This window comes from Luteolibacter sp. AS25 (assembly GCF_046736275.1).
Classification (GTDB): Bacteria; Verrucomicrobiota; Verrucomicrobiia; order Verrucomicrobiales; family Akkermansiaceae; genus Luteolibacter.
This window is the reverse complement of record NZ_CP151837.1, coordinates 1,564,954-1,583,258: the sequence shown is the minus strand read 5'-3', so window position 1 is coordinate 1,583,258 and position 18,305 is coordinate 1,564,954. Positions and strand designations below refer to the sequence as shown.

Here is an 18,305-nt window from a genome sequence, read left to right as displayed (position 1 = left end):
TCGAAGCGGCTGCCGCCTGAAAAGCGGTGCCGCTAGATATCCCGGAGATTTCTTCGCACCATCTCCAGTGCGGACTGGCTGACAGACTCCTTGAAGTCCCGTCGATTGCGGGGATGAAAAACTTTCCTAGTGATAGTATTCCCGCCTTTCCGGGCGAGTCCAATCCAAGCCGTTCCTACAGGTTTTTCATCGCTTCCGCCGCCCGGCCCGGCAATGCCTGTTACCGAAACGGAAATATCCGCACCACTCTCCTTGAGAGCACCATCCGCCATCGCGCTGGCTACCTCTTCACTCACGGCCCCGTGTTTCGAAATCATTTCAGCTGGAACTCCAAGCTGCCCGGATTTCGCTTCGTTAGCATAAGTGATCCACCCATGTGTGAATACCTCGCTGGCGCCAGGCACATTCGTTAATCGATGTCCAATCAAGCCGCCGGTACAGCTTTCTGCAGTAGCAAAGGTCATTTTACGCTCGGATAGCATTCGTATAACTGTCGCCTCGAGCGATTTCCCATTATCGCTTATCAGATTATCCTGAAAACGGGAGAGGACCAAATTCCTCGACATTTCCACCACCTCGCTACTGCCAATCAGGCGTAAATCCACCTCTCCAATCCGGGAACAATAACCGTATTCCAATCCGTCCGTCGCAGCCAGCACATCATCCACGCTCTCATGGAAATCACTTTCACCTACTCCGGTGAATTTCAGCTCTGAAACCACAGGTAGAACATCCACCCCTGACAATGCCCGAAGCCGCGGGGCAACCTCTTCATGGAACATCGGGTAGAGCTCTCTCGGCGGGCCCGGTAGTAAAAATATCGCGCACCTTGATCTCGAATTAATCCGGGGTGAAAGATAAAGGCCGGGAGCCGTACCATTCGGATTTGGCAGCACATCCGCCCCAACAGGTACCATGGCCTGCCTCAAGTTTGCCTCAGCCATCCGTTTATTACGGATCCGGAAAAATGTTTCTAACGTCCTAAGAGCGTGCTCATCCTCATGAAGATCCAAACCTAACGTCTCAGCTACAATTTCTCGAGTCAGGTCATCACTAGTCGGCCCCAGCCCACCGGTAATAATCAACGCATCAGCTCGATCCACCATTTCTTCGAATGCTTCACGAATCGCATCTCCGTCGGGCACGGTCGCCTGACGGGCCACCCGCAGTCCCATCAGAAATAATTCCCTGCCAAACCATCCACCATGCGTGTTGAGAGTGTTCCCCAGCAGCAGCTCCGTCCCAGTGTTCAGTATCTCAATCCTCATAGAAAAGGCCCCGCTGTTTTTGTATTATTACTCCCGGAAATTTAAAATTACTCCCAGAGATATGATTGCTGTGTGGCAATAGTTTCACCACCCACATTGAGGCTCATTTTCCACGCCAACACCCGTCCGTTTTCGAAATAATCGTCACCGATTATCGCGAATTCCTGAATGCCGTCATTTTTCTCGGTAGGCAGTTTTAGCTTCATCGTTTTCACGCGGCTTCCACTCTTCCCTTGTTGATAGAGGAAAATAACCTCCCGGTCACCGGATGAACCTTCAGGGAGATTCCAATGCACTGTATAGTACTGCCCGAGACGCTCTCTGCGGTCGTCCATACTTACCGCACCAAATAGACGACGCTTCTTCTCATGCTCTATCATCGGATCCCCACCGGAATCTGCGGTCTGATCCCTCATGGTGTATTGGTAAACCACCAGAGGTTCGTCAGTCCCTGCGCAGCTATTGAGTAAAAACACTGCAACCAGCGGAGCCAGGGACTTTATGAGAAGAGAAATTTTCATTCTCCACCAAGCCTTTCCTTGAGCCGGCCAAGAACCTCCTCATAAGCTTCCATTACATTTCCCAGATCCCTGCGGAAGCGATCCTTATCCATCTTCTCGCCAGTTTTCAGATCCCACAGGCGACAACCATCCGGGCTGATTTCATCGGCGAGAACTATCACCGAGCTATCACTTTTCAGGCGACCGAATTCCAGTTTGAAATCCACCAGCTTCAAGCCAACTTCAGCAAAAAGGCCGGACAAAATTTCATTTACCTTCAGAGCTGATTCACGCAAGTGCACGAGATCCTCGGGAGTCGCCAGTTGCATCTCACGGATGTAGTCATCATTGATCAGCGGATCGCCCAGCTCATCGCTTTTGTATGAGAACTCGATAATCGGTTGGGAAAACGCCTTTCCTTCCTCCACTCCTGTCCTCTTGCAGAAACTACCGGCTGAAACATTCCGGACAATCACCTCCACCATCAAAATATCCACACGCTTTACGATAACATTCGTATCGTCCAACTGTTTTACGAAGTGGGTCGGAACACCTACGGTTTCCAGATAGCGGTAGATAAGTGTGCTGATGGAATTATTCAAACGACCCTTGCTCTCGAAGCTGGCTTTCTTCTCACCGTTGAAAGCAGTGGCGTCATTTTTGAACTCCATTCTCAAAGTATCTGAGTCTTCTGTTTCCCAAAGGCGCTTTGCTTTCCCCTCGTAAATTGGCTGCATGACCTGTGGTAAGTTTTCCATTGAAACCGGTCAAGCTCGGGAAAGAAACTCGATCACTTTCCCTCAGGTCTTTCCAGCGACCTTAACACCGCTCCAACCAGACTCTGTTACCATATTTGACGTTCACAAACGCACTTAGCTCCTCAGCGGACGGCTCCAGCGCCACCTCATTCCACTCACGCGCCAGACTTGCGGCGAAGGCCTTACCTCTCTCGGCTCCCGCTTGAGCCGAGGCAACGGAACCTTGGTGAAGCAAACCGGTTTTCCCCCTCCTTTGGGCAGCACCGGCAATTTTATCCCCGGAGGCATTCATCACATCGAATTCTACCGGATTCTTGAAACACACCCCTCCATCAGTTTCCAAACATCCTGCAAGCTCGCTCAGCTTGCCTTCTTTACAAAGCACTCCCGAAAGAACCTCGTGGATCGCCCGATAGCTTTCACCACGCTTTAGATCGGATCCGCCGCCACCGTTTGGAATCACCAGGCTGTAGGTCCAATCCTCCCTGTGATCGACAATACCGCCACCCGTCCATCTCCTGACGAAGCGTAACCCCGGAAAATCAGCCACAGCCTCATCCAACTTGGAAAAGTATCCCAGGCTCCCCCATTCACCGTCCCATCCGTAGATCCTCAACAGAGGAATTTTCACAACCCCCATCAGCCATTCATCCACCGCCATTGCCTCCGGCCCAGCTCGCGCAACCGGATCAAACCACACATCTAAGCTATCGAATATCACCGAAACCAGCGTGCCATAAAGGCCCCGGAAAAAAATGTAATTTTACTCAAAAAAGATATTGCACAAAGCCAGACCGGTCCATAGCTTCCCGCACCCGAACGGGATGGAGCGGTAGCTCAGTTGGTTAGAGCGCCAGCCTGTCACGTTGGAGGTCGCGGGTTCGAGCCCCGTCCGCTCCGCCATCTCCGTTCGAGTTGACCCCGCCAACCGGCCTTTAAAAGCCGCTTCGGCGGGGTTTTTCTTTATATGCCTGTCTTCTTCAGTTGAAGTGGGTCGTTTCAAATCTACATTTTCCACCAGTATGCCCACCGTCGCTATCGTAGGCCGCCCGAACGTCGGGAAATCCGCGCTCTTCAACCGCCTTGCAGGCCGCAAAATTGCCATCGTTCACGATCAACCCGGAGTTACCCGGGATCGGATTGCCGCTCCTTGCTCCATCACCAGTAGACCTTGCACGCTTATCGATACCGGCGGTATCGGTGCCACCCTCGATGACGGTTTCGGGGAGCAGGTCACCATCGAGGCGGATATCGCCATGCAAACAGCGGACCTGATCCTCTTCCTCGTAGATGCACAGGAAGGCCTCACCTCGATTGATCAGGCACTTGCCCAAAAACTCAGGAAAGCAAAGCCACCTGTTATTTTGGTTCTCAACAAAGTCGATCACGACAAACACGAGAACGCACACTCCGATTTCACTACACTCGGCATTCCGGACAGCGTGTTCGTTTCAGCTGAGCACGGCAGAAACTTCACCGAGCTGGTAGACCGCATGGACGAGGTCCTTGAACCTCTCGCCACCGAGGAAGAGGAAATCATGGAGGAAGTGATCGAAGTCGGTATTAAGATCGCCATTATTGGCCGCCCCAATGCTGGTAAATCCTCCCTCATTAACGCGATTCTCAAGGATGCCCGTACAATCGTTTCAGAAATCGCCGGGACCACCCGCGATGCGATCGACCTTCCTTACACCTTCTCCGGTGAGAATTTCACTCTGATCGATACCGCAGGACTTCGCCCTCGTGGCAAGCGGGATAATTCCGTTGAAGTATTCTCCGCAATCCGCACCGAGAAAGCGATTCGACGCACGGACATCTGCGTTCTGGTCATCGACCTCGCCGCAGGAGTCACCGCACAGGACCGCAAAATCGCGCAGCTCATTCTCGACGAGAAAAAGCCCTGCCTAATCGTTCTTAATAAATTCGATCTCTATCACCCGGGTGCTGACTACAAGGAACGCATCGCGCAGGCTGAGGAACACGTTCGCCGTGAGCTTTTCTTCCTCTCATACGCACCGTTCGTTGCCTGTTCCGCTAAAACAGGAGATGCTACCCAGAAGGTGCTTCAGCAGGCAATTGCCATCAAAAATGGTGCGCAGGACATCCCCGGCACAGGAAAGCTCAACCGTATTCTGCAGACAGCAATGCAGAAGAATCCACCGCCGACGGACAACAAACTCAAGCGTCTCAAACTCTTCTACGCTACCACAGCGCTGAACGAAAAATACACCGTCGTTCCTGTCCCAACCATCGTGCTCTTCGTCAACGACAAGGCACTGATGAAAGACTCATACGAGGCGTATCTGTCCAATCAGTTTCGCGAAGCTCATCCGGCCCCCGGTATCCCTATCATCTTCTCTCCACGTTCCCGCCCACGCAGGGAATGGGAGCCACCGAAAAAGAAAAACCAAGGTCATTGATCTTCCACCCATTCTTTCTGAACGAACATTTTTGAATTATGGAATGCCCACTTTGCACAATGGACGAGATCCTCGTCCTTGCCGATCACAATGAATGCGTCACCTGCGGCCATGAATGGAAATCAGAAACTTCCGTCGAAGATACGGCTCCTGAAGAGCTGATAGTGAAAGATGCCTTCGGCAACGTCTTGGAGAACGGGGACATCGTCGCAATGATCAAAGACCTTAAACTTAAGGGAACTTCCGAAACTCTCAAGACGGGCACAAAATCGAAGCCTATCCGACTACGTGAAGGAGATCACGAAATTGACTGTAAGATGAATGGTCTCTCGATTGCTCTCAAGGCTCAGTTCGTTAAGAAGGTGAACAGCTAGGCCTTGTTCGCATTCCGTTTCTACCTGGAGCGGATTTGCTGAAAGGTTCTTAACGTTTTACGGCTTCATATACTGTCACCACTCCGAATGTGAGTGGGTCAGCCGTGCCGTCGCGCAGGCCGGTCCTTTCCAGTAGCTGGATCATTTTATCCCCAGCCGGGAACTGCTCGATTGAGTCTCCCAGATACTCGTAGGCATCTTTTTCACCAGTTAAGAGACCCGCAAGCTTGGGCAAGACATGATGAAGGTATAGTCGATATGGAACGCGGAGAATTCCTTCCGGCAACGAAAAATCGAGGATGAACAAGTGCCCGCCGGGTTTGAGAACTCTGCGCATTTCTTTCAGAGCCAGCTCGTAGTCCCCCATATTCCTGAGTCCGAAAGCAACGGTCACCACATCGAATTCATCAGTCTCAAAAGGCAAATCCAGTGCATCAGCAACCAGTGTTTTCCGAACCCCCCGCGAGCTGGCATGGGCCAGCATTTCAGCGCAGAAATCCGTAGCCATTACTTCGCACTGGGGAATCTCATCCTGAATTTTCAACGCCAAATCCCCTGTCCCGCTTGCTACATCCATCAGCTTCCCGGGACGAAGTGCTTTGATCCGTTTCGTGACGACATGTCGCCACCAGAAGTCCATTCCCATAGACAACACGTGATTGGTCATCACATAGCGATCAGCTATGCGGGCAAAGGCATTTCGGACGTAAATAGGATCAGGCATCAGCTGAAGTAGATTGTGCCATCCTTCCCGCTTCGTCCAATCCTGATTAAGTAAAGATCAGTGTTTGGCATCCTTCTTCAGGATCTTTGGAAATTTCTCCTGGAACTTCTCCAAACGAGGAACCGATACACCCCTGATGTAAGGATTGTTCGGGTTCAATTTCTCATAATTCTGGTGATAATCCTCACCCTCCCAAAATTTCTCAAACGGAAGTACTTCTGCGGCTACCTCATCCGGTGCCAGCTCCTTATTGAGAGCTGCGATTTTATCCTCGATGACCTTCTTCTGCTCATCATTTTGATAGAAAACGATTGAACGGTATTGAGAGCCACGATCCGGTCCCTGCCCATTCACCTGTGTCACATTCTGCGAGCCAAAGAACACGTCAACCAAGGTAGCAAAGCTCACTACTTCCGGATCATAAATAATTTCCACGGCCTCTGCATGACCGGTTTTTCCTGTATTGCTGGCCTCGTAGGTAGGGTTCTTCGTATGTCCACCGCTATACCCGGAGATCGATTCATCCACACCTTCTACGCTTTCGTAAACAGCCTCGACGCACCAGAAACAGCCACTTGCAAAATAGGCGCGCGCTTTTCCGTTTTTAATCGGGACTTCTACTGGCTGAATATCTTTCTGTGCTTCCATTTGTGCGGTACGGTCGGTTTTGGTCTGTGAACAAGCGGTCGTCACCAGCAGTAAGCTGGCTATTCCTAAGGTCGTGAGTTTTCGTTTCATATACTCACATAAGATTGCGCAGTTCTGAGTTTATTCCAGTGGATTACCGTCCTTGAAGAGATACTTCATGGCCTGCTCCATATCCTTGTCACCACGTCCGGAAACATTGACGATTATAATATCCGATTTCGGAAGCGAACCTGCAATCTTCAGCACATAGGCCATCGCATGCGCGGTTTCGAGCGCAGGAATAATCCCTTCAGTGGTGGCAAGGTCCTTGAAACCCTCCAAGGCCTCATCGTCTGTGGCATATGTATATTCCACACGACCAGCCTCCTGAAGGAATGCGTGCTCCGGACCTATCGCAGCATAGTCCAGACCGGCCGAAACGGAGTGGGTAAGCTCGATCTGGCCATCATCGTTAGCCAAAAGCCATGTCTTGGTGCCTTGGAGAACTCCGAGTTTCCCTCCCTGGAAACGAGCGGCATGGCGCTCTGGAATAATTCCGTCACCTCCAGCTTCCACACCAACCATACGAACATTTTCGTCATCCAGAAACGGATGAAAGAGACCAATTGCGTTCGATCCACCCCCGACACAAGCCACCAGCATGTTCGGCAGCTTTCCTTCCCGCTCAAGGATTTGCTCGCGAGCCTCGATACCGATCACGCGGTGAAAATCGCGTACGATCATAGGAAACGGGTGTGAACCCAGCGCGGAACCAATGATATAGTGGGTGTTTTCCACCGATGCAACCCAGTCGCGCATAGCCTCGCTTACAGCTTCTTTCAGCGTCGCCTGGCCAGCAGTGACAGAGCGGACTTCGGCTCCCATGAGCCTCATCCTTGCCACATTCAGTGCCTGGCGCTCCATATCCACCTGACCCATATAAATCACGCATTCCATCCCAAAACGGGCGCAAACTGTTGCAGTAGCAACACCGTGCTGACCTGCTCCCGTCTCTGCGATTATCCGTGTTTTGCCGAGTCTCTTCGCGAGAAGGATCTGCCCGATCGCATTGTTGATCTTGTGAGCTCCGGTATGGAGCAGATCCTCACGCTTCAGGTAAATTTTCGCCCCACCAAGTTTCTCAGTCCAGCGCTCTGCAAAATACAGCGGAGTGGGACGTCCGACGTAATTTTTCAAGAGATCATCGAGTTCCCTTTTAAATTCAGGATCGGCCTTTGCCTGCTCGTAAGCTGCCGCCAGGTCCTGAAGAGGAGTCATCAGCGTTTCGGGAACGAACATTCCTCCAAATTGGCCGAAGTGTCCGGTGCTGTCCGGTGTTGTGGTAGCATTCATGGTAGTTTCCAAACTGGTTTTAGTTTTTGATATTCCGAGCGGGGCAACAGGACGTAAAGCGGCCTGCGGCTTGGGTCAACATTTGCAATGAGGAAGCGTAGCCTTTCTTCCACCATTGTGGTGCATCCCGCGGTCCTGGCTTCTCCACCATTTCTCCAAATATGAAAGAAAATCGAGGAACCGCCATGAGGCACCGCGTTCGGTGGCCGATTGTGGGCAATGAACATCTTCAGCGATTGTGGATAATCGTTCTGCTTCATTTGAGCTTTCTTCTCCCAAGCCTCTGCGGGTTCATGATCAAGGGTGAGGAACTGATTGTAATATCTGGAACCGCCATCCTCCACCCATAGATCGCGCGAAGTTACCTGATGGTAGAAGGTTTTTGGATGTTTTTTGACGCTCTCCGCCGCTCCCCAAACTCCACCGAGATCAAATACACCTGCCGGAGATTTTCCATCGCCTTCCTTCTTCAGAGTCGCTCCGGAAGGACTAGGGTGAATTCCCCTGCCCCAGACCAATCCGGTTTTACCCAAACGACCTTTCCATTCTCCACCGACCTGTTGCCAGCCAGCGCTGTTTTTCTCAAAGTATGAGAGGGTCACATGGGTGGAGTTCCAATCATCGGCAATTCCCACAATGCACTGACTGGATGCCGATGGGAGCTCGAAGGCATAGCTGAGTCCGCAGAAGAGAAATGTTAGGAATGATAGAATCAGTTTCACGCAGGTAATGTGTGTCCATTCCCACGATCGCGCAACCACATCCAGCAATAACAACCAAGAGAAAGTGCCTGAAAATTAAATTTCAACTTCCACGCATTTGAGCAACGATTCGCGCATGCGAGCCAAAGCCATCTCCCTCCTGAAAGAACTAACTGAAGCACATTCCGTATCCGGCCATGAGGACGAGGTTAGGGCAATCTTTGTGGACGAACTTTCAGACATTGGCCCACTTGCAACTGACAAGAACGGCTCCGTAATATGCGCGGAAGGTGATGATGGCCCACGTGTATTGATAGCAGGTCACATGGATGAGGTCGGGTTCATGGTCCAGAATATCACCTTGGATGGATTCCTACAGTTCGTAACCATCGGAGGATGGTGGACCCAGGTGATGCTGGGGCAACGTGTGGAAATCCTCACCCGCAACGGAGACAAGATCACCGGTGTCATCGGCAGTAAACCAGTCCATTTCCTACCTATCGAAGAACGCGGACAGCCAATTCCGGTGGAAGCGATGTTTATTGATATCGGAGCATGCTCGCGCAGGGAAGTAACAGATGACTTTAAAATCTCCCTCGGCGATCCCATTGCCCCAATGTCACTCTTCACACCGCTTCATAAGGAGAATTTCTATATGGCAAAGGCCTTTGACAACCGCGTCGGTATGGCGGGTGTCATTCAGGCAGCACAAGAGCTTGCTGACTCGGGGCACCCCAATGAGCTCGTTTTTGCAGGAAGCGTTCAGGAGGAAGTAGGACTCAGAGGCGCCCGCACGTTGGCCAATTTCGTAAAACCGGACGTAGCTATCGTTCTGGAAGGCCCTCCTGCCGATGACACACCGGGCTTCAACCCCCTGGACAGCCAGGGAAAACTTGGCAGCGGTGTTCAGATCCGCCTTTTCGATCCGAGCGCTATCGGAAACCCCCGCCTCGCTGAACTGGCAATCGAAACTGCCCGAAGCGCGAACATTCCCTATCAGGTGACTGTCCGCCGCGGCGGCGGTACGGATGCGGGAGCTCTCCATCAGGCAAATGCTGGAATCCCATGTCTGGTGCTGGGCGTGCCGGCGCGTTATATTCATTCACACAACTCGGTGATCGATATCGACGATTACCTTGCAATGTTGAAACTTACGATTGAGCTAGCTCAAAAGCTCGACGAGGCGACCGTTGAATCGCTTACCCGCTTCATTTAGAAACTTCGGCATTCTTGACATTAAGGAACCCGCAGTGTTGAATCCCCGCAGAGATGGCAAAGAAAAGATACACCCACGAAAAGATCGCGCGGATCGAAGCCACAACGCGTATTTTCAAAGGTGTATCCAGATTTCTTTATATCGGACTCGCGGTTGCCTTCGGCCTCCTGATTGCAGCCACAGCAGTTCCTCAGAAACGCAAATATGAGGAACTTCTCGGGGAACTCAGCAATATCCAAAAAGCGGAGGAAGCCGTCATCGCAAAGAAAGAGCACAAACAAATCGAACTTTTCGCCCTTCGCGAAGATGATTCATTCCTTGAGGTCCAGGCCCGCGACCGCCTGAACTATTATCGCGAGGGTGAACGCATTCTCCGATTTGATCCAAACCGTTAGATTGTAGCGGCTTTGTCACACTCGGATCGGTTCCCCATTGACCGCGGGACCCCCATCAACGTATTTTCCGCCATGCCTCGCGCAATGAAGACAATCCTGTTCCTGTTTATTTTTCTCACCGGTTTCGCGAAAGCCGAACACGTCATCGTCTGTGGTGGACCCGCACTTAGACAATGGGAGGACTTCCGAGTTCCCGACGATCAGCATGACCGCTGGTGGGCCAACTTCGTCCGAGCCTCTACTCTCCGCATGGCGGAAATCCGTCTCGCATATGGCAAGGAAGCACCTCTCGTTTGGCTCGTCTACAAACCAGGCTACGTCACACGTGGCCGCGAAGACGGCAAGCCATACACGACCTGGATACAGGAACAGGCGACAAAACGGAACTGCAAGCTGATCTGGTTTGATTCCACAAGCGACTACATTTCTAAAATCAATTCCCGCCCCAGCCGCTCCGTCGTCACCTATGATTACTTCGGCCATTCCAACAAATCCGCCTTCATGTTTGATTATGGAAACGAGATCATGGGCGCTTCCGTAGCCGTTCTCCACGAGCGCGACCTGCCAAAACTTCGCTCCTCCATTTTCGCGAAAAGCGCATACTGCAAATCCTGGGGATGCCACACCGGCTCATCCATGTCAGCGGTCTGGAAAAGCAAACTCGGTCTCTCTCTTGAGGGATCCCGCGGCAAAACCGTCTACACCATGGTTGGTCGCGGCGAAATGCCGAAGGGCTATGGCGGCTGGATTCGCTAACCGCTCCTCTTACCAACTTTCTCTAAAATTTACATCAAATGAATCTCACCGAACTCAAAGCCCTCCACGAACTTCCGTTTTTCGAACTCATCCAGAAATCGCGTCAGGTTCACGAGGACAATTGGGACCAGCCGGAAGTCCAGCTCTGCACCCTGCTATCCATCAAAACCGGCGGATGTTCTGAGGACTGCTCATACTGCGCCCAGTCGGCACGTTACAAATCCGGGGTGGATTCCGAACGCCTGATGGAGAAATGCGATATTCTTGAGCGCGCGAAAGTCGCTGCGGAAACAGGATCCACACGGTTCTGCATGGGTGCCGCATGGCGTGGAGTACGTGGTGGCACAAAGCGCTTCGATCAAGTAATTGATATCATCCAGGATGTTTCTAAGCTCGGTATGGAAGTCTGCGTGACCCTTGGTGAACTCGGCCCGGAAGAGGCAAAACAACTTAAGGAAGCCGGCGTCACCGCATACAATCACAACCTTGATACTTCCCCTGAGCATTATCCGAACATCGTGACCTCACACACCTATGAGGACCGTCTCCGGACCATCCAGAACGTTCAGGACGCTGGAATGTCGGTCTGTTGTGGCGGTATTCTTGGTCTCGGCGAAACCATCACCGATAGACTCCGCCTCCTCGAAGTCATTTCAAACTTTGATCCCCAGCCTGAGTCGGTGCCGATCAACTCCCTCATGCCTATGCCGGGAACTCCCCTGGCGGAAAATCCACAGGTCGATACCTTTGATATTGTCCGCATGATCGCCGTCACACGTATTTCGATTCCAAAGGCAAAGGTTCGGTTATCCGCAGGTCGCACTCGTCTTTCGGATGAAGCTCAAGCCCTTTGTTTCTTCGCCGGAGCCAATTCTATCTTCTATGGAGATAAGCTTCTCACAGCAAAGAACCCGAGCGTCGAAAAAGATCAAGTTCTCTTGGCCAAGCTCGGGCTTTCTCCACTTGCTCCGAAACTCCCGCAAAAAGAACTGGAAACTGCTCCTGCGTAATTCGGTTTTTTGCGATTAGCACCGCCACCCGTGTCGCGGACATTACCTTGCTTGTTGCAATATCCATTGTGCAATGCGCAGTAAAATCCACGCCAGTTTCTTTGTAACTCATTGAAAATCAGTCGGTATTCTTATTGCTTTGGGTTTATGGATGAAGACCAAACACAATTTATCGGATAAAAAAATCGCAATCCTTGTTACCAACGGTTTCGAACAAGTTGAATTCACCAAGCCGAAAGAAGCAGTTGAAAGTGCTGGCGCAGAAGTTCACGTAATTTCGCTGAAATCAGGTGAGATACAGGGATTCAATCATTTCGAAAAGGGAGACACCTTCAAGGTGGATAATACCGTGGATTCGGTAAAAGCCGACGATTACGATGGCTTGATTCTTCCGGGAGGCGTTCACAATCCCGATACACTGCGGGGCAGCGAAGAAGCGGTTTCGTTCGTTCGCTCATTCTTTGAACAGCACAAGCCTGTGGCTGCCATTTGCCATGGACCATGGACATTGGTTGAGGCAGACGTATTGAAAGGGCGGACGCTCACCTCATGGCCATCGCTCAAAACCGACATCGAAAACGCTGGCGGCAAATGGGTAGACGAGGAAGTGTACTGCGACCAAGGACTGGTGACGAGCCGTAATCCCGATGATATTCCGGCTTTTTGCACAAAGGCGGTGGAAGAATTTGCAGAAGGTAAACATAGGCTCCAAACTGCCTAACCTCTTTCCGCCAGAACCCGGCATTTTTCACGGCGGCTCAAGGATTGACCTTGAGCCGTTTCTCTATTCCTAATATTTTTTACAGCTTTTATGAAATCCATCAATCCAGCTACCGAAGAAGAACTCGCGAGTTACCAGCCAATTACTAAAGAAGAGGCGCTATCTGCAGTAGATCACGCCCACGACGCCTATGCAAAATGGAAGGATTTAGGTTTCTCATCACGCAAGGATATCATCGTGAGACTCGCATCGATATTCCGCGAAAATGCTGAGAAATTATCGAAGATCATAACCTTGGAAATGGGTAAACGGATTTCGGAAAGCCAATACGAAATCGAATACTGCGCAAAAATCTGTGAGTATTACGCCGAAAATGCCGAAGAATTCCTGAAAGACCAGGCTATCGATGTCGAGGGAGCAAGGGCCTATGTTCAGCATACACCTCTCGGAGTCCTCTTAGGTGTAATGCCTTGGAATTTCCCTTTCTATCAGGTCATTCGCTTTGCCATTCCTAATATCATGGCTGGGAATACGGTCTTGATGAAACACGCCAGCAACGTGCCGCAATGTGCGGAAATGATCGAAAAACTTTTACTCGAAGCAGGCCTCCCGTCAGGAGTTTATACAAACCTCTTTATCCCCACCGAATTCATCGAGCCGATTCTCTCCCACAAGAAGGTTCGCGGAGTTTCCCTGACTGGCAGTGAACCCGCAGGTGCTTCAGTTGCCTCGATAGCAGGTAAAAACATCAAGCGCTCCGTTCTTGAACTCGGTGGAAACGATCCATTCATCATCCTCGAAGGGGCCAACCTTGCGGAAGTTGTCGAGAAAGCAATCAAAGGCCGCATGGTCAACACCGGTCAGTCATGCGTATCCGCCAAGCGTTTTATCGTCGTCGAACCCTTGGCTAAGAAATTCATTGCCGGAATGAAAAAAGGAATGGCCAAGATGAAAATGGGCGATCCGATGGATGAAGAAACCCAGGTGGGTCCCCTTTCCACAGAGCGGGCTGCAGTAAAACTTCAAGAACAGGTGACCTCGTCAATCCGTGCTGGCGCGAAAGCTATCCTGGGAGGCGATCGTCCGAAATGTCCTGGTGCTTTCTTCAATCCCACCATTCTCACAGGAGTAACTCCGGAGAACCCCACCTTCGATCAGGAGTTATTCGGACCGGTTGCCACAATTCACGTGGTCAAGGACGAAGCTGAGGCTATCGAACTCGCAAACAACTCTTCCTACGGCCTCGGTGGCTCCGTCCACACAACCGACATCGAGCGCGCGCACGAGGTGGCCCGGCAAATCGATACAGGAATGGTTTTCATCAATAGATCCACCAAATCCCAGGCGGAACTCCCCTTCGGAGGAACCAAGAACTCAGGTTATGGTCGCGAGCTTTCCGAGATGGGTATTCTCGAATTCGTGAACCGAAAACTTATCAACCAACTGACTGAATAAAATCTGAGAATTTTGCAGAATCGATTGAATAATCGCCTTGAAATCCCGTCATACCAGCCTATCCCTTAGATATCTCAAAAATATAATCATGAAAAAATTATCCATTATCCTCGCCTCCGGCATCGCAGCAATTTCGCTGAGCAACTGTGCAGCCCCTAACGGACCGAACACACAAAAAGGCGCTGTAACAGGTGGCCTTATTGGCGCGGCAGCGGGTGGTATCATTGGTCATCAATCCGGCCGTGGCCTTGAAGGTGCGGCTATCGGTGGAGCCACCGGTGCTGGTGCCGGTGCAGTCTACGGAAATGCGAGAGACCAAGAACAATACGGATACCGTTAATCGGCAGATCTATTAAATTTCTTTTGAAGCCGCAGGGATATTTATCCCTGCGGCTTTCTTTTTGGGATGAAAGTGGAGCTTTGACACTCCCAACAAGAGACACAAACCTATCACTCCAAATGCGAACCCTTCTCCTACTCCTATTTTCCACGGTATTCCTCTCAGCCGAAAAGGTGGCCTCCGTGGCCACACTGGTTCCTGAGGTTTCTGCGGTAGAACCGGGAGAACCTTTCACTGTAGCGTTGAAGCTGGAGCATCCTATTGGCTGGCACAGCTATTATAAGAATTCGGGTGGAGTGGAACTACCCCCGCAAATCACATGGAAACTTCCGGAGGGGGCAACTGCTGGTCCGATTCATTGGCCTGTCCCTCAGGTAAAGGAAGGTTACGGAGGTAAAAGCTTCATCTACACGGAATCCCCTGTCTTTCTCGTCGTAATCACACCCTCGGAATCAGCTCCCGTCGGGGAAAAGTTTGAAATTGCTGCCTCCGCGAAGTGGCAGATCTGCAAACTATCCTGCATCAATGAGAACGCCGATTTTAAACTTTCCCTCCCGATCGAAAACAATGCGAAAACCGATACTTCCCGTCAGAAGTTTTTCACGCAGGCCAGGAGCCAAATACCCCTCAAATTCACCGGATCATTTGATGTGGAAATTCCGGAGGATGAAAACAGATCTGACTTCCTATCCATCCGCTTATCAAACCTTACCTCGCCCCCCACTGAGTTCATCCCGGATCAGCCATATCTGAATCCTCTTTCAATGGAGGGTGAAGTCGCCACCGATGGAGACGATACCATTATTTATCTCGCTAGAAAAAAGACGGACTTTCTGGATCAACCCATCAGGCAAGATAACAAACTATCAGGAATCCTAACGGCAGGAGAAAACATTCTGATTACAGAAAAAACGGCTGCGGCTCCCGCTGCCCGGCCCATCTCGTTTTCCAGCCTTCTCCCAATTCTTGGGGGAATGTTTATCGGCGGATTGATTCTAAACCTCATGCCTTGCGTGTTTCCCGTGATAGGACTGAAGATCATGGGCTTTGTCCAACAGGCAGGTGAAGACCGTCGCTCAATCGCGCTTCATGGGGTCTCCTTTGCAATGGGGGTTATCGCCTCGTTCGGCGTGCTCAGCGGCATTCTTTTCGTTGTCCGTGCCGCCGCGCTCAAAACAGGTGGAGATCAAATCGGCTGGGGCTATCAATTGCAAAATCCATGGGTGGTTCTCGTTCTGATGCTCCTGATGTTTATCCTCGCCCTCAATATGTTCGGACTTTTCGAACTAGGTACTTCCGCAACATCAGTCGGTGGGAAACTTCAGAATAAATCAGGACACGCGGGTTCATTTTTCTCAGGCGTCCTCGCAACGGTCGTAGCTACCCCCTGCTCTGCCCCTTTTCTAGGCGCAGCTATCGGTGCGGCAATGGCCCTGCCAGCTCTCCAGTTCTTCTCTGCCTTCGCAGCAATGGCCCTCGGGCTAGCCCTCCCATATTTGTTCCTGTCCCTCTTCCCCCGATTTGTAGAAAAGCTCCCCCGCCCTGGTCCGTGGATGGAATCATTCAAGCAAGCCATGTCCTTTCTTCTCTTTGCCACCGTGGCCTATCTACTCTGGGTATATTCGGGACTTATCGGACAGGAATACCTGCTGATGCCCCTCCTTGGCCTCAGTATGATTGCAGCAGCTGGCTGGATTTATGGCCGCTGGTTCCTGCCCCATAAATCAGGCAAAGCGAGAGCTACCGGTATCATTCTAGCCGCCACCTTTGCCATATCCGGCGTCGTTTTGGCCTTCCCTCCGAAGCCAAATGATCTTTGGGAACCATGGTCGCAGGCAAGGGTCGATGAGTTGATGGAATCCGGCACCCCGGTATACATCGATTTTACCGCCCAATGGTGCGTAACCTGTCAGGTAAACAAGAAAGTAGCCTATACCGATGATGTCCTCAGCCTGGCCAAGGAAAAAGGCATCGTCTTTCTCAAAGCCGACAAGACCCGCCCCGATCCAACTATAGAGGCAAAACTTCAGGAACTGGGCCGCACTGCCATCCCGGTCAACGTCCTGATAAATCCCGGTGAAAAACCAATCATTACCAAGGAAGTGCTCACACCCGGCATACTAATGGATCTTTTCGAGAAAGCGCAATAAAGCGCACTCCCTCTTCATTCCTGTAGCCCACCTGCGGATCCGGCCGCCAACCGCTTGGCCATCTGCGGAAAGAGCATAAGGTGAAACGGCAAAACCGAAAACCAATATACTCTTCCGAAAAGCCCTCTAGGCCGCATCGTTGCAGTTTGAATCAGTTGGCTATCCGTGATCTCGAATTCCAACCAAGCCTCTCCTGGCATTTTCATTTCTGCTGAAAGTATCAAACGCGCCGACGAGTGGTCACTATTGCGGTCAGCAAGAACTACCCTCCAGAAATCCAGCGCATCTCCGGGAAACAAGGTGTCCGGATTTCTTCTACCACGTCTGATGCCACTACCACCGATCATGCGGTCCATCACCCCCCTGATCTTCCATGCCCAGTTCATCGAGGGCCATCCGTTTCGCCCTCCGATGCGCCAGACAGCGTTGATCACCTGCTCCCGATCCACTGTCAAATCCACCTTCTGCTGATCACGCAGGATACCGTGCTCGGGCACCTGAATCGACTTGAAGTAATCAGGACTTAAATTTCCGGAAGAGAGTGAATCAATCCACGATGAAGGCACTTTGTTCTGAGCAATCCTCGCGAACGCCACGTCGATCGCCTCCCGGTAAGTCAGCAATTTCTGAGGAATCAATTTCTCGATCCGGTTATCCCGGCAGATCGTCTCATTCGTAAGCGACTCGATCAATGACTTGGCCAACGACATCGTCGTGGCAGTCACCAGGTGCAGCCAATGAGCCGATAAGCGCGGAGTCAAAAATGGAACAGGAATAATCCAGCGATTCAAACCACGGGCCTCGGCATACTGCTCAAGTAAACTTTTGTAGGTCAAAACCTCTGGCCCTCCAATATCCAGTTCCTCTCCGGTAGTTTGATCCTCGTCCAAACATCCTAGTAAATACCCGACCACATTCCGGATCGCGATCGGTTGGCATCGGGTGTTCGCCCATCGTGGAGTAATCATTACCGGCAATTTTTCTGCCAAATCCCTGATCATTTCAAAGGATGCAGATCCGGAACCCACGATAATCGAGGCTCTCAGGGTGGTAACCGGCATGCTACCGGTCCTTAACACCCGGTTTACTGTTTCCCTGGAACGCAAATGCTTGGACAAACTTGCCTGTGGCACAAGACCACCCAAAAAGATGATCTTCGCGCATTCCACCCGCTCCATCCACTTATTGAAATTCTCAGCACAAGTCTTCTCTCTTTCTTCAAAGTCAGTCGCAGCTCCCATCGAATGAAGCAGATAATAGACTGCGTCAAAGGCCTCATCGACATCGGGGAGACTTTCCGCCACCAGCATGTCTCCCTCGATTAAACGAAGACGACCGTCTTCAAGGAATGGAGCAAATCGGGAGGAAGGGAACCGCCCCCGGTTCCGAACCATCCCATACACCTGATGACCCGCATCCATCAGCGCAATCAAAAGCCTCATGCCGATGTATCCGTTGGCCCCTGTAAGTAGAATTTTCAATTTACCAACCTAAAACCTAACACCCTGAAAGCAAGAAGGAGTGGCGAAATGCCACT

At 51.3% G+C, this 18,305-nt stretch carries 19 protein-coding genes and 1 tRNA gene; 11 read left to right on the top strand and 9 right to left on the bottom strand.

Annotated features, from left to right (window positions below):
- Positions 1-32: 32 nt before the first annotated feature.
- The 4 genes from AAGA79_RS07345 to AAGA79_RS07330 all read right to left on the bottom strand — a co-directional run bounded on the left by AAGA79_RS07345 (position 33) and on the right by AAGA79_RS07330 (position 3,187).
- Entirely contained in the window at positions 33-1,268 is a 1,236-nt protein-coding gene (locus AAGA79_RS07345; protein ID WP_411828123.1) for a competence/damage-inducible protein A, read from the bottom strand.
- Between the two features lie 47 nt (positions 1,269-1,315).
- Positions 1,316-1,789, bottom strand: a complete 474-nt coding sequence (locus AAGA79_RS07340; RefSeq protein ID WP_411828122.1) for a hypothetical protein — start codon at positions 1,787-1,789, stop codon at positions 1,316-1,318.
- Positions 1,786-2,526, bottom strand: a complete 741-nt coding sequence (gene purC / locus AAGA79_RS07335; protein ID WP_411828121.1) for a phosphoribosylaminoimidazolesuccinocarboxamide synthase — start codon at positions 2,524-2,526, stop codon at positions 1,786-1,788. Before purC ends, AAGA79_RS07340 begins: the two co-directional genes overlap by 4 nt.
- Before the next feature lie 61 nt (positions 2,527-2,587).
- The gene (locus AAGA79_RS07330) at positions 2,588-3,187 is read right to left on the bottom strand and encodes a lipoyl protein ligase domain-containing protein (RefSeq protein ID WP_411828222.1); all 600 of its coding nucleotides are present in this window, start codon (positions 3,185-3,187) and stop codon (positions 2,588-2,590) included.
- A gap of 165 nt (positions 3,188-3,352) precedes the next feature.
- Between AAGA79_RS07330 and AAGA79_RS07325 the strand changes: the two genes are divergently transcribed.
- The 3 genes from AAGA79_RS07325 to AAGA79_RS07315 all read left to right on the top strand — a co-directional run bounded on the left by AAGA79_RS07325 (position 3,353) and on the right by AAGA79_RS07315 (position 5,320).
- Positions 3,353-3,429: transfer RNA gene (locus AAGA79_RS07325), tRNA-Asp, on the top strand.
- Positions 3,430-3,548: 119 nt separating this feature from the next.
- Positions 3,549-4,946, top strand: a complete 1,398-nt coding sequence (gene der / locus AAGA79_RS07320; RefSeq protein ID WP_411828120.1) for a ribosome biogenesis GTPase Der — start codon at positions 3,549-3,551, stop codon at positions 4,944-4,946.
- 38 nt (positions 4,947-4,984) lie between these two features.
- Entirely contained in the window at positions 4,985-5,320 is a 336-nt protein-coding gene (locus tag AAGA79_RS07315) for a zinc ribbon domain-containing protein YjdM (RefSeq protein ID WP_411828119.1), read from the top strand.
- Positions 5,321-5,369: 49 nt separating this feature from the next.
- On the opposite strand, the gene AAGA79_RS07310 is transcribed toward AAGA79_RS07315, so the two are convergent.
- Genes AAGA79_RS07310 through AAGA79_RS07295 form a run of 4 tightly spaced genes read right to left on the bottom strand, consistent with a single transcriptional unit; the run spans position 5,370 to position 8,746 of the window.
- Positions 5,370-6,044 (bottom strand): ubiquinone/menaquinone biosynthesis methyltransferase, encoded by a 675-nt coding sequence (locus AAGA79_RS07310; RefSeq protein WP_411828118.1) that lies wholly within the window; start codon positions 6,042-6,044, stop codon positions 5,370-5,372.
- A 57-nt stretch (positions 6,045-6,101) separates the two neighbouring features.
- Positions 6,102-6,782 (bottom strand): peptide-methionine (S)-S-oxide reductase MsrA, encoded by a 681-nt coding sequence (gene msrA / locus AAGA79_RS07305; protein WP_411828117.1) that lies wholly within the window; start codon positions 6,780-6,782, stop codon positions 6,102-6,104.
- A 30-nt stretch (positions 6,783-6,812) separates the two neighbouring features.
- Positions 6,813-8,024, bottom strand: a complete 1,212-nt coding sequence (trpB, locus tag AAGA79_RS07300) for a tryptophan synthase subunit beta (protein WP_411828116.1) — start codon at positions 8,022-8,024, stop codon at positions 6,813-6,815.
- Entirely contained in the window at positions 8,021-8,746 is a 726-nt protein-coding gene (locus AAGA79_RS07295; RefSeq protein ID WP_411828115.1) for a L,D-transpeptidase family protein, read from the bottom strand. The genes trpB and AAGA79_RS07295 overlap by 4 nt, the downstream gene beginning before the upstream one ends.
- Positions 8,747-8,843: 97 nt before the next feature.
- Here AAGA79_RS07295 and AAGA79_RS07290 point away from each other — a divergent pair, with 97 nt between their 5' ends.
- The 8 genes from AAGA79_RS07290 (at position 8,844) to AAGA79_RS07255 (ending at position 16,768) form a co-directional block, all read left to right on the top strand.
- Positions 8,844-9,941 (top strand): M42 family metallopeptidase, encoded by a 1,098-nt coding sequence (locus AAGA79_RS07290; RefSeq protein WP_411828114.1) that lies wholly within the window; start codon positions 8,844-8,846, stop codon positions 9,939-9,941.
- A gap of 53 nt (positions 9,942-9,994) precedes the next feature.
- Positions 9,995-10,336, top strand: a complete 342-nt coding sequence (locus AAGA79_RS07285) for an FtsB family cell division protein (protein ID WP_411828113.1) — start codon at positions 9,995-9,997, stop codon at positions 10,334-10,336.
- An 84-nt stretch (positions 10,337-10,420) separates the two neighbouring features.
- Positions 10,421-11,092, top strand: a complete 672-nt coding sequence (locus AAGA79_RS07280) for a hypothetical protein (protein WP_411828112.1) — start codon at positions 10,421-10,423, stop codon at positions 11,090-11,092.
- A 38-nt stretch (positions 11,093-11,130) separates the two neighbouring features.
- Positions 11,131-12,102, top strand: coding sequence for a biotin synthase BioB (bioB, locus tag AAGA79_RS07275; RefSeq protein WP_411828111.1), 972 nt, complete (start codon positions 11,131-11,133; stop codon positions 12,100-12,102).
- Between the two features lie 151 nt (positions 12,103-12,253).
- A complete protein-coding gene (locus AAGA79_RS07270) occupies positions 12,254-12,823 on the top strand; it encodes a type 1 glutamine amidotransferase domain-containing protein (RefSeq protein ID WP_411828110.1) in 570 nt (189 codons plus the stop codon).
- A 90-nt stretch (positions 12,824-12,913) separates the two neighbouring features.
- Positions 12,914-14,278: an NAD-dependent succinate-semialdehyde dehydrogenase gene (locus AAGA79_RS07265; protein ID WP_411828109.1), complete on the top strand. Its 1,365-nt coding sequence runs from the start codon at positions 12,914-12,916 to the stop codon at positions 14,276-14,278.
- 88 nt (positions 14,279-14,366) lie between these two features.
- A complete protein-coding gene (locus AAGA79_RS07260) occupies positions 14,367-14,618 on the top strand; it encodes a YMGG-like glycine zipper-containing protein (RefSeq protein ID WP_411828108.1) in 252 nt (83 codons plus the stop codon).
- Between the two features lie 119 nt (positions 14,619-14,737).
- Positions 14,738-16,768, top strand: a complete 2,031-nt coding sequence (locus AAGA79_RS07255; protein WP_411828107.1) for a protein-disulfide reductase DsbD family protein — start codon at positions 14,738-14,740, stop codon at positions 16,766-16,768.
- 14 nt (positions 16,769-16,782) lie between these two features.
- On the opposite strand, the gene AAGA79_RS07250 is transcribed toward AAGA79_RS07255, so the two are convergent.
- On the bottom strand, positions 16,783-18,249 hold the full coding sequence (locus AAGA79_RS07250) for an SDR family oxidoreductase (protein WP_411828106.1): 1,467 nt from the start codon (positions 18,247-18,249) through the stop codon (positions 16,783-16,785).
- Positions 18,250-18,305 lie beyond the last annotated feature (56 nt).